We start from the raw sequence: 16855 nt of genomic DNA on the forward strand, positions 1-16855 counted from the left end.
GCCGCGTCCCGAGCGGGCAGGGATGACGGCCCCGGTCGACTCGCCGTGGCCGGGGAGGAGAGGCGGCTCAGGTTGCGGATTTTTTCATCATGCTGAAGATAAACAGCAGCGCGGCGCACAGCACCACGGACGGGCCGGCGGGGGTGTCATAAAACGCCGAGAAGGTCAGCCCGCCGCTGACTGCCAGAATGCCCACGCCAACGGCTGTCGCAGCCATCTGCTCCGGCGTGCGGGCAAAGCGGCGCGCCGTCGCGGCAGGGATTATCAGCAGCGAGGTGATAATCAACGCGCCGACGAACTTCATGGCGACGCCGATGGTCAGCGCGGTGACCAGCATCAGCAGCAGTTTCACCCGCTGTAGCTTTACGCCATCGACAAACGCCAGATCGGGGCTGATGGTCATCGACAGCAGATTGCGCCACTGCCAGAGCAGGATGGTCAGCACAATCGCCACGCCAATGGCGATAGAGATCAAATCTTCCGGCGTCACCGCCAGTAAATCGCCAAACAGATAGGCCATCAGGTCGACGCGAATATTCGACATCAGACTGACCACCACCAGGCCAAGCGACAGCGCGCTGTGCGCCATAATCCCCAGTAAGGTATCAAGCGCCAGATGCGGGCGTTTTTCCAGCCACACCAGGCCGCCTGCCAGCATTAAGGTCACGGCGATCACCGCATAAAACGGATTTACGTTAAGCAGCAGTCCGAAGGCCACGCCAAGCAAAGAGGCGTGAGCCAGGGTGTCGCCGAAATAGGACATCCGGCGCCAGACCACAAACGACCCGAGCGGGCCTGCCGCACAGGCAAGCATAATCCCGGCCAGCCAGCCGGGTAACAGGAGTTCAATCATCAGCGCTCATTTCCCCTACGCAGTACAATCCGCCCCTGTAGGTCATGGCGGTGATTATGATGGTGACGATAAATTCCCAGCTGTTCCGCGCCGCGCTGGCCAAACATCGAGATAAACTGCGGATGCATGGAGACCACTTCCGGGGTGCCAGAGCAGCAAATATGTTGATTCAGGCACAGCACCTCATCGGTTTTCGCCATCACCAGATGCAGGTCGTGGGAGACCATCAGCACCGAGCAATTAAGCTCCTGACGCAACTGGTTTATCAGATCGTAGAGGGCCACCTGGCCGTTAACGTCGACGCCCTGCGTGGGTTCATCCAGCACCAGCAGCTGCGGCTGGTTGAGCAGGGCCCGGGCCAGCAGCACGCGCTGGGTCTCGCCACCGGAGAGTTTTTGCATCGGCGCTTCAATCAGGTGTCCGGCCTGGACACGTTTCAGCGCTGGCAGGATATCCTGCCGGCGGGTGCCGGGACGTAAGCGCATAAATCGGCTGACGGTCAGCGGCATCGTGGCGTCAAGATGCAATTTTTGCGGGACGTAGCCAATCCGCAGATGATTCTCGCGCTTGATAACACCGTCCGTCGGTGCTACCAGACCAAGAACCACCCGCACAAGCGTGGATTTGCCTGCGCCATTAGGGCCGAGTAAGGTCAAAATTTTGCCGGGCTTTAGCGTCAGCGAAATGTCAGACAGTACGCGTCGTTGGCCGAAGGCGACCGAGACGTTTTCAAGAGTTACAAGATTTGTCATGTCAAATTAGGGGTTGCACAAGCTAGTGAATGTTATAATATCACATCTTTCTCATTCATTACGATGACTAGACGCATTATGTTACATAAAAATACGCTTCTTTGCGCTGGACTTAGCGCCGTTTTTTTGTTCGCTCAGACTTCTGCGGCAAATGCCGCCGTGGTTACCTCAATGAAACCCTTAGGCTTTATCGCTTCCGCTATCGCTGATGGCGTCACGCAGACGCAGGTGCTCCTGCCTGACGGCGCCTCAGAGCATGACTACTCACTGCGTCCTTCTGATGCAAAACGCTTACAGAACGCAGACTTAGTGGTCTGGATTGGTCCAGAGATGGAAGCGTTCATGGACAAGTCAACGCAAAGCATTGCGGCGAATAAAAAGGTGACCATCGCTGAGCTTGCCGGCGTGAAACCGTTGCTCATGAAAGGGGCGGATGACGACGATGACGATCATGGTCATGAACACGCCGCAGGGGAAAATAGTGACGGCGATCACCATCATGGTGTTTACAATATGCATCTATGGTTATCCCCAGAGATAGCGCGGCTTTCAGCGGTTGCAATCCACGATAAATTATTGGAACTTATGCCGCAGAGTCGAGCCAGACTTGACGCCAACCTGAAAGAATTTGAGGAAAATTTAGCCTCAACCGATAAGCAGGTGAGTAACGAGCTCGCACCGCTGAAAGGCAAAGGGTATTTCGTTTTTCATGATGCCTATGGCTACTTTGAAAAACACTACGGTCTGACCTCGCTGGGGCATTTTACCGTAAACCCTGAAATACAGCCCGGTGCGCAGCGTTTACACGAAATCAGAACACAGCTGGTTGAGCAAAAAGCGACGTGCGTTTTTGCTGAGCCACAGTTCAGGCCAGCCGTTATAGAAGCTGTTGCCAGAGGCACCTCTGTGCGCATGGGAACTCTGGACCCTCTCGGTAGCGGAATTAAGCTGGGTAAAGAAAGCTACCCGCAGTTCCTCGACCAACTGGCGAAACAGTATTCGAGCTGCCTGAAAGGAGATTAACGAGGAAGTGAATACGTGCAACAGATAGCCCGCGCTGTCTCTCAGGCATTCAACAATTTGCCACGACCTCATCGCGTCATGCTGGGGTCGTTGAGCGTTCTGACATTAGCGGTCGCCGTCTGGCGACCCTATATCTACCATCCGGAATCCGCCCCTATCGTCAAGACTATCGAGCTGGAAAAAAGCGAAATCCGCTCACTGCTGCCGGAAGCCTCCGAGCCTATCGACCAGGCGCCGCAGGAAGAAGAAGCCATTCCTCAAGATGAACTTGATGATAAAGCCGATAGCGAATCAGGCGGCCACGAATACGTGGTCTCCACCGGCGATACGCTGAGCAGCATCCTCAACCAGTACGGTATTGATATGGGCGATATCGCCCAGCTCTCCTCCGCCGACAAAGAGTTGCGAAACCTGAAAATCGGCCAACAGCTCTCGTGGACCTTAACGGCAGAAGGGGATTTGCAAAGCCTGACATGGGAAATGTCGCGCCGTGAAACCCGCACCTATGACCGGGTCGCTAACGGCTTTAAAATGAGCAGCGAGCAGCAGAAAGGGGAGTGGGTCAACAACGTGCTGAAAGGCACCGTGGGCGCAAGCTTTGTCGCCAGCGCTCGTGAAGCCGGGCTGACCAGCACGGAAGTGAGCGCAGTGATCAGAGCGATGCAGTGGCAGATGGACTTCCGCAAGCTGAAAAAAGGCGATGAGTTCTCGGTACTGATGTCGCGCGAAATGCTTGATGGTAAACGGGAACAGAGCCAACTGCTGGGCGTGCGTTTGCGCTCAGAGGGCAAGGATTATTACGCGATTCGCGCGGAGGACGGCAAGTTCTACGATCGCAACGGTACCGGTCTGGCGAAGGGCTTTATGCGCTTCCCGACGGCGCGCCAGTTCCGCGTCTCATCGAACTTTAATCCGCGTCGTCTGAATCCGGTGACCGGGCGCGTGGCCCCGCACCGCGGCGTCGATTTTGCGATGCCGCAGGGGACGCCGGTTCTTGCGGTCGGCGATGGTGAGGTCGTGGTGGCTAAGCGCAGCGGCGCGGCGGGATACTATGTGGCGGTACGCCATGGTCGTACCTATACCACCCGCTATATGCATCTGCGTAAACTGCTGGTGAAACCGGGGCAGAAAGTGAAACGCGGCGATCGTATTGCGCTGTCAGGTAACACCGGTCGTTCTACCGGCCCGCACCTGCACTATGAGGTGTGGATTAACCAGCAGGCCGTGAACCCATTAACGGCGAAACTGCCGCGTACCGAAGGGTTGAGCGGTTCCGATCGCACCGATTACCTGGCGCAGGTCAAAGAGGTTATGCCGCAACTGCGGTTTGACTAGCAGGATCTCAATGCAAGCCGGTGCCTGTCGCGCGCCGGCTTTTTCTTTTGTAGGTTCCCCGTCGTATCGCTAAACTATACCCACAATAAGTCGCCTTACGGCTTCTGAGGCTGCAACTTGCGGTTTGACGGTGCGGTTTGACGGTGCGGTTTGACGGTGCGGTTTGACGGGATTACCCCCATTATCTTTTTTTATGCAGTACGGCTGTGGACTGGGCATGGAAACGAAAAAAAATAATATTGAGTTTATTCCAAAATTTGACAAATCCTTTTTACTCCCGCGCTACTGGGGTGCCTGGCTGGGGGTTTTTGCGTTTGCCGGCATCGCCCTGACGCCCCCCTCTTTTCGCGATCCGATCCTCGGTAAACTGGGACGTGCGGTGGGTCGGCTGGCGAAAAGCTCACGCCGTCGTGCGCAGATAAACCTGCTGTACTGCTTCCCGGAAAAGAGCGAGCAGGAGCGCGAGGCAATTATTGATGAAATGTATATGTCGGCGCCGCAGGCGATGGTCATGATGGCCGAGCTGGGGCTGCGGGATCCGGCTCATGTGCTCTCCCGCGTCGACTGGCAGGGCAAAGAGATCATCGAAGAGATGCAGCGTAATAACGAAAAGGTGATCTTTCTGGTGCCGCACGCCTGGGGGGTAGATATTCCGGCGATGTTGATGGCTTCGGGCGGTCAGAAAATGGCGGCAATGTTCCATAACCAGGGGAATCCGGTCTTCGACTACGTGTGGAATACCGTCAGACGTCGCTTTGGTGGGCGTATGCATGCGCGCAACGATGGCATTAAACCGTTTATCCAGTCGGTCCGCCAGGGCTACTGGGGCTACTATTTGCCCGACCAGGATCACGGCGCCGAGCACAGCGAGTTCGTCGATTTTTTCGCGACCTATAAAGCCACCCTGCCGGCGATTGGCCGACTGATGAAAGTCTGCCGCGCGCGCGTGGTGCCGCTGTTCCCGGTTTATGATGGCAAAACGCATCGTCTGACGGTGCTGGTGCGTCCGCCGATGGATGATCTGCTGGATGCCGATGATCACACGATCGCGCGACGAATGAATGAAGAGGTCGAGATTTTCGTCAAGCCGCATACCGAGCAATATACCTGGATCCTCAAATTGCTGAAGACGCGTAAACCGGGGGAAATCGAGCCTTATCAGCGCAAAGAGCTCTTTGCGAGAAAGAAGTAGCGCCTGCCTGCATCTTCCCGGCCCAGCCACAGAGAGCCAATGAACCTGGCGGGTTCATTGGCTGTATTGTCGGAGTAAAGCCACATGCTCGCTTATCAACCGGTAGCGGTATTCCGGGCGGCCGGTGAGACCATAGTGGTTATTGGTGAAGAGGATCCCCGTCTTTTCCAGCCAGATTAAATACTTACGGCACGAAACTCTGGAGATTTGCAGTGCGTTGGCTATCTCATTGGTTGAAAAAGCGTTCTCCTGATGGCTATCAATCCATTGGCACACCAGGCGCAGCGTTTGCGGCGTTAATCCCTTAGGTAAGCGGCGGGTGTTATCCGGGCGCTGAATACCGTTGCGCAGTAAATCATCAACATCGGACTGCTCGAAGCAGGATTTGGCGTGTTGCAGCTCGCGTCGTTTGCGCCATGTCAGCAGCGCCTCTTCAAAGCGCGGGAACTGAAACGGTTTAATTAAGTAATCCACCACGCCATAGTGCATCGCCGTCTGGACGGTTGCCGCATCAGCGGCGGAGGTAATCATGATCGCATCGATGCTGCGGGCGTTGGTACGCAGGGTGGGCAGCAGATCCAGCCCATTCTCTTGCTGCATATACACATCCAGCAGGACCAAATCGATCGCGGGCGTATGATTCAGCATCTGCTCGGCTTCCCCCAGCGTTGAGGCGATACCGCAGCAGCGAAAGTCGGCGACCCGGCTGATAAACAGCCGGTTCAGCTCCGCAACCATCGAATCATCATCCACAATAAGCACATTGAACATGCGCGGCTCCTTAGACTATCGGGAAGCATGGGGGGCGACGCCTGGATGCTTCCCGCAGGTTTAATGAAGGACGGTGTGGCTACAGCGATGAACGCTTATAGGAGGTGTAACGCGCGTGCCAGAACGTTTTATCAATATTGGCGATCAGCTCTTCCTCGCTGAGTTTGGCGGCGACGCCTTCGGCCTGGGCCACCAGGGCGACATCAAGGGCGATGGCCCGGGAAATCATCTCAATATCTTCCACCGCCGGTAATAATCCGCCTTTGCCGGTGGTGGCTAACGGCGAGTGGGCCGCCAGCGTTTTACTGCAGGTAATCAGCATGGCTTCGGTGACGCGCTCCGCTTTGACCGCCAGGATACCTAACCCCAGACCGGGGAAAATATAGGCGTTGTTGCACTGCGTGATATCATAGGTCTCACCCTGGCAAAACACCGGTTCAAACGGGCTACCGGTGGCGATCAGCGCGCTGCCCTGGGTCCATTCGAGCAATTCTTTCGGCTGCGCTTCGGCACGGGAGGTCGGATTAGAGAGCGGCATCACAATTGGCCGCGGGCAGTGGCGGTGCATTTCTTTGATAATCTCTTCACTGAACAGACCCGGCTGGCCGGAGACGCCAATGAGTACGGTCGGGTGCACATTGCGCACGACATCCATCAACGACAGGTTGGCAGACGTCACATCCCAGTGGGCAATGGTGTCTCGCGGCGTCACGAGGCTTTGCTGAAAATCGAGCAGATTGGGCATCTCGTCGGTCAGTAAACCAAAACGATCGACCATGAAGACCTTGTTGCGGGCTTCTTTCTCCGACAAACCATCATCCACCATCAGCGCAATAATTTTTTCGGCAATCCCGCAGCCGGCGGAGCCGCCGCCGAGGAAAACAACCCGCTGGTCGCGTATACGGGTGCCCGCCACTGCGGCGGCGGCAATCAGTGTACCGGTGGTGACGGCGGCTGTGCCCTGGATGTCATCGTTGAAGCAGCACAGTTGGTTGCGATAACGCTTAAGCAGGCGGCCGGCATTCTTCTGGGCAAAATCTTCAAATTGCAGCAGGACATGCGGCCAGCGACGTTTTACCGCATCGACAAACATATCCATAAACTCCATATATTGATCGTCGTTAATGCGCGGATGACGCCAGCCCATATACAGTGGGTCTTCCAGGTGCTTCGTATTGTTGGTTCCGACATCGAGCATCACAGGCAGCGTCGATGCAGGATGAATGCCGCCGCAGGCGGTATACAGTGAGAGTTTGCCAATCGGAATCCCCATCCCGCCGATCCCCTGATCGCCCAGACCAAGAATACGCTCGCCATCGGTGACGACGATCACCTGAATATCGTTGCGGGAGAAGCTTTGCAGCATCTCATCAATGTGATGGCGGTTAGGCCAGGAAATAAACAGACCGCGCCCGCGGCGGTAAATCTCGGAGAAGTGTTCGCAGGCTTCTCCAACGGTTGGCGTATAAATGACCGGCAGCATCTCTTTCATATGGCTGCGCAGCAAATGATAAAAGAGCGTCTCGTTAGTATCCTGAATATTCCGCAGATAGATATGCCGGGAAATGTCACGCTTAAATTCACTGAACTGCTTCCACGCGCGATCCGTCTGTTCTTCGATGGTTTCGACATTATGCGGCAGTAATCCCTGAAGATTAAAAGCCGTTCTTTCCCCCTCGGTAAAAGCGAGTCCTTTATTTAATAGCGGATTTTCCAGCAGAACTGCGCCATTGTAAGGGGTATATAATGTTTCTTTGGCTAACATTTCGTGACTCCTGAACATTGTTTAAATAAATACAGGTTTAACCCGGTAAATACTATTTCGCCGGGGACGGCAGTTAAGAAATTAAATAAATCATGATGCCTTCGGTAACCACCCCAATGGCGGTGCCGAGTAAAATCGAGGATGAGGCCGGTTCAATATAGGTATCGCTGCGCAGCGCAAACATTCCGGCGGCGATGGCCGAAGGGGTTGCACCAATAATAATGACCTGCTGCATCAGCGTGTGGCTAAGACCGAAAGCCAGGCCTGCCACGGCCATCATGGCGGGCTGAATCAGATTTTTAATACTGATGTTGGTGCAGGTCTGAATATTGACCGTCGGGCGTTCTCCATAAAACAGCAGACCAAGCGCGAACAGCGACAGGCCGCCGGCAATTTTCCCGACCATTTCAATCGGCATGCTGAGCATATGCGGCAGCTGTACGCCAGCAAGGCTCAGCAGCACCCCGGTGATGGGAATCCAGACGATAGGGTTTCTGATAGCCTTCATCAGGTTTTGCGCAATCAGCTTGCCGGCATGAATGTCCTCTCCATCATCAGCGGCATGTTTATCGCCCATACGAATCAGGATTATCGTCAGGGGAATCATGAAGACGCTGGTGATTAAGTTGCCGATAAGCACGCCAAGAAACCCTTCAGGCCCAATCAGGACGGCAAGGACCGGCGCACCGAAATAGGCCATATCAGGAAATGCACATACCAGGGACTGGAGCGCGCTGGTTTTGATATCATGGCGGAAAACGTAGCGTGAGATCAGCAGGGTAAGAAAATAGGACCCCATCAGGCCAATCACTAATACGGCCATAAAGGCGAAGTTTTTAATTTTATCCGGGTTGGTATTTAATGCCCCAATAAAAAGATGAAAGGGCAGAGCAAACCGGATGACGACGGTGGCTAACACCGAGGCGTCTTCACGACGGGTATAGCCTAACTTACCGCTGAGCCAACCGAGTAACATGATAAACACTAATGGGAACAATGATTGCAATAGCAGCGTAGGCATAAATTATCCTGAAAATAGTGTGTAGGGTTCGTTGTGTTTTTTAATCTAGCGATCCCCTATGGTATGAAAGGTGATTGAAATCACAGTGGCGGTTGTTTAAATAATTTCGCTTTGGGAACTTTACTTACAAATGCGACCTCAGCGATTAACTCCTTGTTTTTCATGGTTGCTAATAACCAAATGTCGTGATGAATAACTTTAACTACGCCGTGATAATTTAAATTACTTAAAGTGGAGTTTCTAACTTAGTCACAAAGTCGTGAGCGCAGTCTGTTATTTTCTTTTTTAAAGGAAAGCCCTGTGCTACCGTTTTTATGTTTTTAATTCGAATACCTCTTCATTTTTTGCTTTTTATTATTATTTGACTGCGCAATTTTAATATTGCGCGACGACCCTACGCCATCTATCACAATGCAGGTGAAACATGAAAAATAATTCACTCAACCATCCGGTAGAACAAACGCACTCGAGCGAGCAAGCTCCACGCTTCTTATCCAATGTTTCCAACGTTGACGTCGGCGCCGTACCTTTAACGTTGTTTGTCGGTATCGCGACGATTGTCGCTGTCTCTGCAATGGCGGGACTGCTGCCAAAGAATATGATTGGCGGACTGGCGGTCATCATGACCCTCGGATTCGCTCTGGCCAAAATCGGGCGAATGGTACCGGTGCTTAAAGATATCGGCGGCCCGGCCATTTTGTGTCTGATGATGCCGTCGGTACTGGTCTATTTCGGGGCGTTTGATCCCCATACGCTGAGCACCGTGCATCTGTTGATGAAAGAGGCCAATTTACTCTATTTTGTCATCGCCTGCCTGGTGGTCGGCAGTATTCTGGGCATGAACAGAACCATTCTTATTCAGGGTATGGTGCGCATGTTCGTTCCGCTGATTGTGGGGACCGGGGCGGCGATCGCGACGGGTCTGCTGGTGGGGAGCCTGTTCGGCTACAGCATATACCATACCTTCTTCTTTATTATTGTGCCGATTATCGGCGGCGGCATTGGGGAAGGGATCCTGCCGCTGTCGCTGGCATATTCAGCGATCCTCGGGCAAACGCCGGATGTGTATGTCGCACAGCTGGCACCTGCCGCGGTAGTGGGGAACATCTTCGCCATCATCTGCGCGGGCTTTCTGGCACGCCTGGGTGTCCGCCGCCCGGCGCTGTCCGGCGACGGCATGTTGATTCGTAGCCATGATGATAACCACGTTTTCTCGCAGTCGCAGGGAGGGCAGTCCACCGACTTCCAGCTGATGGGAGCCGGGTTGTTAATGATCTGCGCATTTTTCATCGTTGGCGGGTTGCTGGAGAAAGTGCTGCATATTCCGGGACCGGTATTGATGATTCTGGCCGCCGTCCTGTGCAAATACAGCAAAATTATCCCCGCCGCGATGGAGCTGGGGGCGCACAGCTGCTACAAATTCGTTTCTGCAGCTCTCGTCTGGCCGCTGATGATCGGTCTTGGAATGCTGTATGTCCCGCTGGAGAGCGTGGTTTCCGTCTTCTCCATCGGCTATGTCGTCGTGTGCGGTTCCATCGTCATTGCCATGGCGTTGAGCGGGTTTTTCATCGCTTCCCGGTTGAATATGTATCCCGTTGAAGCGGCGATCGTCACCAGTTGCCACAGCGGGCTGGGCGGCACCGGGGATGTGGCGATACTCTCGGCATCGAATCGCATGTCGCTGATGCCGTTTGCACAGATTGCCACCCGTATTGGCGGTGCTTCAACGGTGATCGCGGCGACGCTGCTGCTGAGCTGGATTGTCTGATTAAGGATAAAAAAACCTGCCAGATCAGGCTGGCAGGTAGGGGGCACGATGGGGGCGGTATTACTCGACGGTCAGAATACGCGTGGTGTTGGTGCTGCCGATGGTGCTCATGACATCACCCTGAGTGACGATAACGAGGTCACCCGAAACCAGATAGCCTTTATCGCGCAGCAGGTTCACCGCATCGTGCGCCGCAGCGACGCCGTCGTTGGTGCTGTCGAAGTAAACCGGCGTTACGCCGCGATACAAGGCGGTCAGGTTCAGGGTATGTTCATGGCGGGAGAGGGCGAAAATGGGCAGGCCAGAGCTAATGCGTGAAGTCATCAGCGCGGTACGACCTGACTCGGTCATGGTGATGATCGCGGTGACGCCTTTCAGGTGGTTCGCCGCATACATCGCTGACATGGCAATCGCCTCTTCAACGTTGTCGAACTGGACATCCAGGCGGTGCTTGGACACGTTGAGGGTCGGGATTTTTTCTGCGCCCAGACAGACGCGCGCCATCGCGGCCACGGTTTCCGACGGATACTGGCCAGCGGCGGTTTCCGCTGAGAGCATCACGGCATCGGTACCGTCGAGGACGGCGTTGGCGACGTCCATGACTTCCGCGCGGGTTGGCATCGGGTTAGTTATCATCGACTCCATCATCTGAGTCGCGGTGATGACCGAACGGTTCAACTGACGGGCGCGGCGGATCAGCGCTTTCTGAATACCCACCAGTTCCGGGTCGCCGATTTCAACGCCAAGGTCGCCACGGGCAACCATCACGACGTCAGAGGCCAGAATAACATCGTCCATCGCGTCCTGATCGCAAACCGCTTCCGCACGCTCGACTTTCGCCACGATACTGGCATCGCAACCGGCTTCGCGCGCCAGACGGCGGGCATAGTTCAGGTCTTCGCCACAGCGCGGGAAGGAGACGGCCAGGTAATCAACGCCGATTTTCGCCGCGGTGACGATGTCCGCTTTGTCTTTCTCCGTCAGCGCTTCAGCGGACAGGCCGCCACCCAGTTTGTTGATACCTTTATTGTTTGACAGCGGTCCGCCGACGGTGACCTCGGTGAACACTTTCAGACCCCGAACTTCGACCACTTTCAGCTGTACGCGGCCATCGTCCAGCAGCAGGATATCGCCAGGCACGACGTCCGCCGGCAGGCCTTTATAATCAATACCGACTTTCTCTTTGTCGCCTTCGCCTTTAGCCAGCTCTGCATCAAGCAGGAATTTGTCGCCGATATTAAGAAAAATTTTACCTTCTTTGAAGGTGGAAACGCGAATTTTGGGGCCTTGCAGATCGCCCAGGATGGCCACATGACGGCCCAGTTTTGCTGCGATTTGACGGACTTTATCCGCCCGCATCTGATGATCTTCCGGGGTACCGTGAGAGAAGTTCATACGTACTACGTTAGCGCCTGCGGCGATCACCTTTTCAAGGTTGTTATCACGATCGGTTGCCGGGCCTAAGGTCGTTACGATTTTGGTTCTGCGAAGCCTTCTGGACATGTAATACTCCGTTGACTAAAACAACTTTGGTGTTGCGTGAACATGGAATCGGCGGTGCCGGCCAGCAATGTCGCTATGCCGGAACGTAACCGAAGGTGTAATGGGTCACTACCTAATTATCAAGTTTTATGGGTTATCGCTGTGTACAGGCAGTTCTTTATCAAAACGCGATTCTTTCAATGCTTCCTTGACCCTCTTCAAGTTATCTCTGAATTTCGCTCCCCGACGGAGGGTAAAGCCGGTGGCCAGCACATCTATCACCGTCAACTGGGCAAGACGTGAAACCATGGGCATATAGATATCCGTATCTTCGGGGACATCAAGCGTAATCGACAACGTCGCCTCTCGCGCCAGCGGGGTCCCCGGCGACGTAATGGTGATGACCATGGCATCGTTTTCACGCGCCAGCCGCGCCAGTTCGACCTGGCTTTTCGTCCGGCCAGTATGTGAGATAATCACGACCACGTCATCATCATTGCAATTCATACAACTCATGCGTTGCAGGACAATGTCGTCGGAGTAGATAACCGGAACGTTAAAACGGAAAAATTTGTTCATGGCGTCATGCGCGACGGCGGCCGAAGAGCCGAGGCCAAAGAAGGCAATTTTCTTGGCCTGCGTCAGAAGGTCGACGGCGCGATTCACCGCTGACATATCGAGAGAGTGGTGGACCTGATCTAAACTGGCCATGGCGGACGCGAAAATTTTTCCCGTATAGGACTCTACGCTGTCGTCTTCATCGACATTGCGGTTAACATAGAGAGTACCGTGTGCCAGGCTTTGTGCCAGGTGAAGTTTAAAATCGGGAAAGCCGCGGGTTTCCAGGCTCCGGCAAAAGCGGTTAACGGTCGGTTCGCTGACGCCCGCCTCCAGCGCCAGGGCCGCAATGCTTGAATGAATCGCCTGAGCAGGCGTAGCAAGAATGACTTCCGCCACTTTGCGTTCGGATTTGCTAAGGTGTTCCAGTCGGGACTGGATTTTTTCCAGCATGTTCATGGGTAACGGAGCGCTCATCAGTGGAAGCGATTTCATTAATGGATGAAATCATCAGGCGTTTTAGCAAGAATATACCTCTCCGTTATGACAAGCGGGGAAGAATAACGTTAAAAAATGTTGTTTTTTTTCATTACATGATCAGAGTCGTATTTTATTAACCTGAAACCGGTCGTAAGAACGAACAAGTCTGGCCGTTTGCCTGAATAGTCGCCGGAAGTTTTCGCCACGTGCGGTTTAACGTCGGGAATGGCGGCCTGAGGGTTTCGGGAAGTTCGTAAACACAGTACAGTGTAGTGTAAGAAAATTACAAATATAGCCTGGCATAAGCACCAGTCTATCAACTGAGGAGAATGACATGGCGGTAACGCAAACGGCCCAGGCATGCGATCTGGTCATTTTCGGCGCTAAGGGTGACCTGGCGCGTCGTAAATTGTTGCCTTCCCTGTATCAGCTTGAAAAAGCTGGCCAGATCAACCCGGAGACCCGGATTATCGGGGTCGGACGTGCTGACTGGGATAAAGATGCTTACACCAGGGTCGTACGTGAGGCGCTTGAAACCTTCATGAAGGAAAAGATTGATGAAGGTTTGTGGGAAACCCTGAGCGGACGTCTGGATTTTTGTAACCTTGATGTGAACGATACCAAAGCGTTTTCCCGTCTGGGCAAAATGCTGGATCAGGAAAAACGTGTCACCATCAACTATTTCGCGATGCCGCCGAGCACCTTTGGCGCCATTTGCAAAGGCCTCGGTGAAGCCAAACTGAACGCCAAACCTGCGCGCGTGGTGATGGAAAAACCGCTGGGTACCTCTCTGGATACTTCTCGCGAGATCAACGACCAGGTCGGCGAATTCTTTGAAGAGTGCCAGGTTTACCGTATTGACCATTATCTTGGCAAAGAAACGGTGCTCAACCTGCTGGCGCTGCGCTTTGCTAACTCCCTGTTTGTCAATAACTGGGACAGCCGCACGATCGACCACGTCGAAATCACCGTCGCGGAAGAAGTGGGCATCGAAGGCCGCTGGGGTTACTTCGATCAGGCCGGGCAAATGCGCGACATGATCCAGAACCACCTGCTGCAAATCCTGTGCATGATAGCGATGTCGCCGCCGTCAGACCTCACTGCCGACAGCATTCGCGATGAAAAAGTAAAAGTGCTGAAGTCGCTGCGCCGTATCGACCGTTCCAACGTGCGTGAGAAAACGGTCCGCGGTCAGTACACCGCCGGCTTCGCCCAGGGGAAAAAAGTCCCGGGCTACCTCGAAGAAGAGGGGGCGAACAAATCCAGCAATACCGAGACCTTCGTGGCTATCCGCGTGGATATCGATAACTGGCGCTGGGCCGGCGTGCCGTTCTACCTGCGTACCGGTAAACGTCTGCCGACCAAATGCTCTGAAGTGGTGGTGTATTTCAAAAGCCCCGAGCTGAACCTGTTTAAAGAGAACTGGCAGGAGCTGCCGCAGAACAAGCTGACGATTCGTCTGCAGCCGGATGAGGGGGTGGATATTCAGGTACTCAACAAAGTGCCGGGTCTTGACCACAAACACAATCTGCAGATAACCAAGCTGGACCTGAGCTATTCGGAAACCTTCAACCAGACTCACCTGGCGGATGCCTATGAACGTCTGCTGCTGGAAACCATGCGCGGTATCCAGGCGCTGTTCGTGCGTCGCGATGAGGTCGAAGAGGCGTGGAAGTGGGTTGACTCCATTACTGAAGCCTGGGCTGCCGATCGCGATGCGCCGAAGCCTTACCAGGCTGGTACCTGGGGGCCGGTCGCTTCGGTGGCGATGATCACCCGTGACGGTCGTTCCTGGAACGAATTTGAATAGTGCGGATGTTATCCGGATGGGTTATTTTACCGGTAACATGATCTGACGCAGCAAGTCGCATAATTTTTGCTCTTTTAAGCCCCGGGAGGATTCACCCCCGGGGCTTTTTTTATTACACTGCGAACAGATATTTTGCCGCTGAGCTGCAGTATTGGTGCCTTTCACCTTTTAAGAAGTTGTTAAAATGCTGTGGCCGGACAGATAAAAATTCAGGAGCCTTTATGAATTCGACAATGTTACGGGTAACAAATCGCATTATCGAACGGTCGCGCGATACCCGCACTGCCTACCTCGCACGGATTAACCAGGCGAAGACCGATACCGTCCATCGCGCGCAGCTGGCGTGCGGTAATCTCGCCCACGGCTTTGCTGCCTGTCAGTCGGACGATAAAGCCTCGCTGAAAAGCATGTTGCGTAACAATATCGCCATTATTACCTCCTACAACGACATGCTTTCCGCCCACCAGCCCTATGAGTACTACCCGGATATCATTCGCAAAGCGCTGCATTCGGTAAATGCGGTAGGCCAGGTCGCGGGGGGAGTTCCGGCGATGTGCGATGGTGTCACCCAGGGGCAGGACGGGATGGAACTCTCGCTCCTGAGCCGCGAAGTGATTGCCATGTCCGCGGCGATTGGTCTGTCGCATAACATGTTCGACGGCGCGCTGTATCTGGGCGTATGTGACAAAATCGTCCCCGGCCTGACGATGGCCGCGCTCTCCTTCGGCCACCTGCCGTCAGTGTTCGTACCGTCTGGCCCGATGGCCAGCGGTCTGCCAAATAAAGAAAAAGTCCGTATCCGCCAGCTGTATGCCGAGGGGAAAGTCGATCGTATGGCGCTGCTGGAATCTGAAGCGGCGTCCTACCACGCGCCGGGTACCTGCACATTTTACGGTACGGCGAACACCAACCAGATGGTGGTGGAGTTTATGGGCATGCAGCTCCCAGGCTCGTCGTTTGTGCATCCGGATGCCGAACTGCGCCAGGCGCTGACCGCCGCCGCCGCACGCCAGGTGACACGCATGACCGGTAACGGCAATGAATGGATGCCGTTAGGCAAAATGTTTGATGAGAAAGTGGTGGTCAACGGGATCGTTGCGCTGCTGGCAACCGGCGGGTCGACCAACCATACAATGCACCTGGTGGCGATGGCTCGCGCGGCGGGGATTATCATTAACTGGGATGATTTCTCCGATCTCTCCGACGTTGTGCCGCTGCTGGCGCGCCTTTACCCGAACGGCCCGGCGGATATTAACCACTTCCAGGCCGCGGGCGGCGTACCGGTGCTGGTACGTGAGCTGCTCAAAGGTGGCCTGCTGCACGAAGATGTCAACACCGTGGCCGGTTTTGGTCTCTCCCGTTACACCATGGAGCCGTGGCTGAATAACGGCGAGCTGGACTGGCGCGAAGGGGCGACGGCGCCTTTAGACGAGCAGGTTATTGCCACTTTCGACAAGCCATTCTCTCGCCATGGCGGGACGAAAGTGCTCAGTGGCAACCTCGGGCGCGCGGTGATGAAAACCTCGGCCGTACCGGTTGAGAACCAGATCATTGAAGCGCCAGCGGTGGTGTTTGAAAGCCAGCACGACGTCTTGCCTGCTTTCGAAGCTGGCATGCTGGACAAGGATTGTGTGGTGGTTGTTCGCCATCAGGGGCCAAAAGCGAACGGCATGCCAGAATTACATAAACTTATGCCGCCACTTGGTGTATTATTGGACCGCCGTTTCAAAATTGCACTGGTGACCGATGGCCGACTCTCTGGTGCATCAGGCAAGGTCCCGTCAGCAATCCACGTTACGCCTGAAGCGTACGATGGCGGGCTGCTGGCAAAAGTACGTGATGGCGACATCATCCGCGTTAACGGGCAGACGGGCGAACTGACGCTGCTGGTGGATGACGCTGAACTGGCGGCACGCCAGCCGCATGTTCCTGACCTCAGCGGTTCGCGCGTCGGGAGCGGCAGGGAAATGTTTGCAGCGCTGCGTGAGAAACTCTCCGGAGCAGAACAGGGCGCAACCTGCATCACTTTTTAAGACGATACAATT

13 protein-coding genes are annotated in these 16855 nt (G+C 54.7%); 6 read left to right on the forward strand and 7 right to left on the reverse strand.

The genetic code is table 11. From position 1 onward, the window contains the following. Positions 1-67: 67 nt before the first annotated feature. Both znuB and znuC read right to left on the reverse strand, forming a co-directional pair. Positions 68-853, reverse strand: coding sequence for a zinc ABC transporter permease subunit ZnuB (gene znuB / locus CWM52_RS00470; protein ID WP_100682300.1), 786 nt, complete (start codon positions 851-853; stop codon positions 68-70). Continuing rightward, positions 853-1605, reverse strand: a complete 753-nt coding sequence (gene znuC / locus CWM52_RS00475) for a zinc ABC transporter ATP-binding protein ZnuC (protein WP_100682301.1) — start codon at positions 1603-1605, stop codon at positions 853-855. Before znuC ends, znuB begins: the two co-directional genes overlap by 1 nt. Positions 1606-1683: 78 nt before the next feature. Between znuC and znuA the strand changes: the two genes are divergently transcribed. The 3 genes from znuA (at position 1684) to lpxM (ending at position 5155) form a co-directional block, all read left to right on the forward strand. Further along, entirely contained in the window at positions 1684-2628 is a 945-nt protein-coding gene (znuA, locus tag CWM52_RS00480) for a zinc ABC transporter substrate-binding protein ZnuA (protein WP_100682302.1), read from the forward strand. Between the two features lie 15 nt (positions 2629-2643). Next, positions 2644-3963, forward strand: coding sequence for a murein DD-endopeptidase MepM (mepM, locus tag CWM52_RS00485; RefSeq protein ID WP_100682303.1), 1320 nt, complete (start codon positions 2644-2646; stop codon positions 3961-3963). Positions 3964-4180: 217 nt separating this feature from the next. Next, positions 4181-5155, forward strand: coding sequence for a lauroyl-Kdo(2)-lipid IV(A) myristoyltransferase (gene lpxM / locus CWM52_RS00490; RefSeq protein ID WP_100682304.1), 975 nt, complete (start codon positions 4181-4183; stop codon positions 5153-5155). Positions 5156-5209: 54 nt separating this feature from the next. Here lpxM and dcuR read toward each other — a convergent pair whose 3' ends face one another. From dcuR to CWM52_RS00505, 3 genes are all read right to left on the reverse strand, one after another. Then, on the reverse strand, positions 5210-5926 hold the full coding sequence (dcuR, locus tag CWM52_RS00495; protein ID WP_100682305.1) for a two-component system response regulator DcuR: 717 nt from the start codon (positions 5924-5926) through the stop codon (positions 5210-5212). A gap of 79 nt (positions 5927-6005) precedes the next feature. Beyond that, complete coding sequence (locus CWM52_RS00500; RefSeq protein WP_100682306.1) at positions 6006-7691, reverse strand: NAD-dependent malic enzyme; 1686 nt, start codon at positions 7689-7691, stop codon at positions 6006-6008. 73 nt (positions 7692-7764) lie between these two features. After that, a complete protein-coding gene (locus tag CWM52_RS00505; RefSeq protein ID WP_100682307.1) occupies positions 7765-8712 on the reverse strand; it encodes an AEC family transporter in 948 nt (315 codons plus the stop codon). A 424-nt stretch (positions 8713-9136) separates the two neighbouring features. Here CWM52_RS00505 and CWM52_RS00510 point away from each other — a divergent pair, with 424 nt between their 5' ends. After that, positions 9137-10480 (forward strand): 2-hydroxycarboxylate transporter family protein, encoded by a 1344-nt coding sequence (locus CWM52_RS00510; RefSeq protein ID WP_100682308.1) that lies wholly within the window; start codon positions 9137-9139, stop codon positions 10478-10480. A gap of 60 nt (positions 10481-10540) precedes the next feature. Here CWM52_RS00510 and pyk read toward each other — a convergent pair whose 3' ends face one another. Then, positions 10541-11983, reverse strand: a complete 1443-nt coding sequence (gene pyk, locus CWM52_RS00515) for a pyruvate kinase (RefSeq protein ID WP_100682309.1) — start codon at positions 11981-11983, stop codon at positions 10541-10543. A 126-nt stretch (positions 11984-12109) separates the two neighbouring features. Next, a complete protein-coding gene (locus CWM52_RS00520; protein ID WP_165785325.1) occupies positions 12110-13015 on the reverse strand; it encodes a MurR/RpiR family transcriptional regulator in 906 nt (301 codons plus the stop codon). A gap of 319 nt (positions 13016-13334) precedes the next feature. On the opposite strand from CWM52_RS00520, the gene zwf reads away from it, so the two are divergent. Both zwf and edd read left to right on the forward strand, forming a co-directional pair. Beyond that, the gene (gene zwf / locus CWM52_RS00525) at positions 13335-14810 is read left to right on the forward strand and encodes a glucose-6-phosphate dehydrogenase (RefSeq protein WP_100682311.1); all 1476 of its coding nucleotides are present in this window, start codon (positions 13335-13337) and stop codon (positions 14808-14810) included. 221 nt (positions 14811-15031) lie between these two features. Further along, a complete protein-coding gene (gene edd / locus CWM52_RS00530; protein ID WP_099001800.1) occupies positions 15032-16843 on the forward strand; it encodes a phosphogluconate dehydratase in 1812 nt (603 codons plus the stop codon). The last annotated feature ends 12 nt before the right edge of the window (positions 16844-16855 follow it).

The sequence above is a fragment of the Raoultella sp. T31 genome (assembly GCF_002806725.1).
In the GTDB taxonomy this organism is placed as follows: domain Bacteria; phylum Pseudomonadota; class Gammaproteobacteria; order Enterobacterales; family Enterobacteriaceae; genus Klebsiella; species Klebsiella electrica.

What these genes read in the sequence shown, in the direction of transcription:
- dcuR (WP_100682305.1), bottom strand. Translation starts at nt 5,926, where the DNA reads ATGTTCAATGTGCTTATTGTGGATGATGATTCGATGGTTGCGGAGCTG.
- CWM52_RS00505 (WP_100682307.1), bottom strand. Translation starts at nt 8,712, where the DNA reads ATGCCTACGCTGCTATTGCAATCATTGTTCCCATTAGTGTTTATCATG.
- znuC (WP_100682301.1), bottom strand. Translation starts at nt 1,605, where the DNA reads ATGACAAATCTTGTAACTCTTGAAAACGTCTCGGTCGCCTTCGGCCAA.
- CWM52_RS00510 (WP_100682308.1), top strand. Translation starts at nt 9,137, where the DNA reads ATGAAAAATAATTCACTCAACCATCCGGTAGAACAAACGCACTCGAGC.
- lpxM (WP_100682304.1), top strand. Translation starts at nt 4,181, where the DNA reads ATGGAAACGAAAAAAAATAATATTGAGTTTATTCCAAAATTTGACAAA.
- CWM52_RS00520 (WP_165785325.1), bottom strand. Translation starts at nt 13,015, where the DNA reads ATGAAATCGCTTCCACTGATGAGCGCTCCGTTACCCATGAACATGCTG.
- znuB (WP_100682300.1), bottom strand. Translation starts at nt 853, where the DNA reads ATGATTGAACTCCTGTTACCCGGCTGGCTGGCCGGGATTATGCTTGCC.
- pyk (WP_100682309.1), bottom strand. Translation starts at nt 11,983, where the DNA reads ATGTCCAGAAGGCTTCGCAGAACCAAAATCGTAACGACCTTAGGCCCG.
- znuA (WP_100682302.1), top strand. Translation starts at nt 1,684, where the DNA reads ATGTTACATAAAAATACGCTTCTTTGCGCTGGACTTAGCGCCGTTTTT.
- edd (WP_099001800.1), top strand. Translation starts at nt 15,032, where the DNA reads ATGAATTCGACAATGTTACGGGTAACAAATCGCATTATCGAACGGTCG.
- CWM52_RS00500 (WP_100682306.1), bottom strand. Translation starts at nt 7,691, where the DNA reads ATGTTAGCCAAAGAAACATTATATACCCCTTACAATGGCGCAGTTCTG.
- zwf (WP_100682311.1), top strand. Translation starts at nt 13,335, where the DNA reads ATGGCGGTAACGCAAACGGCCCAGGCATGCGATCTGGTCATTTTCGGC.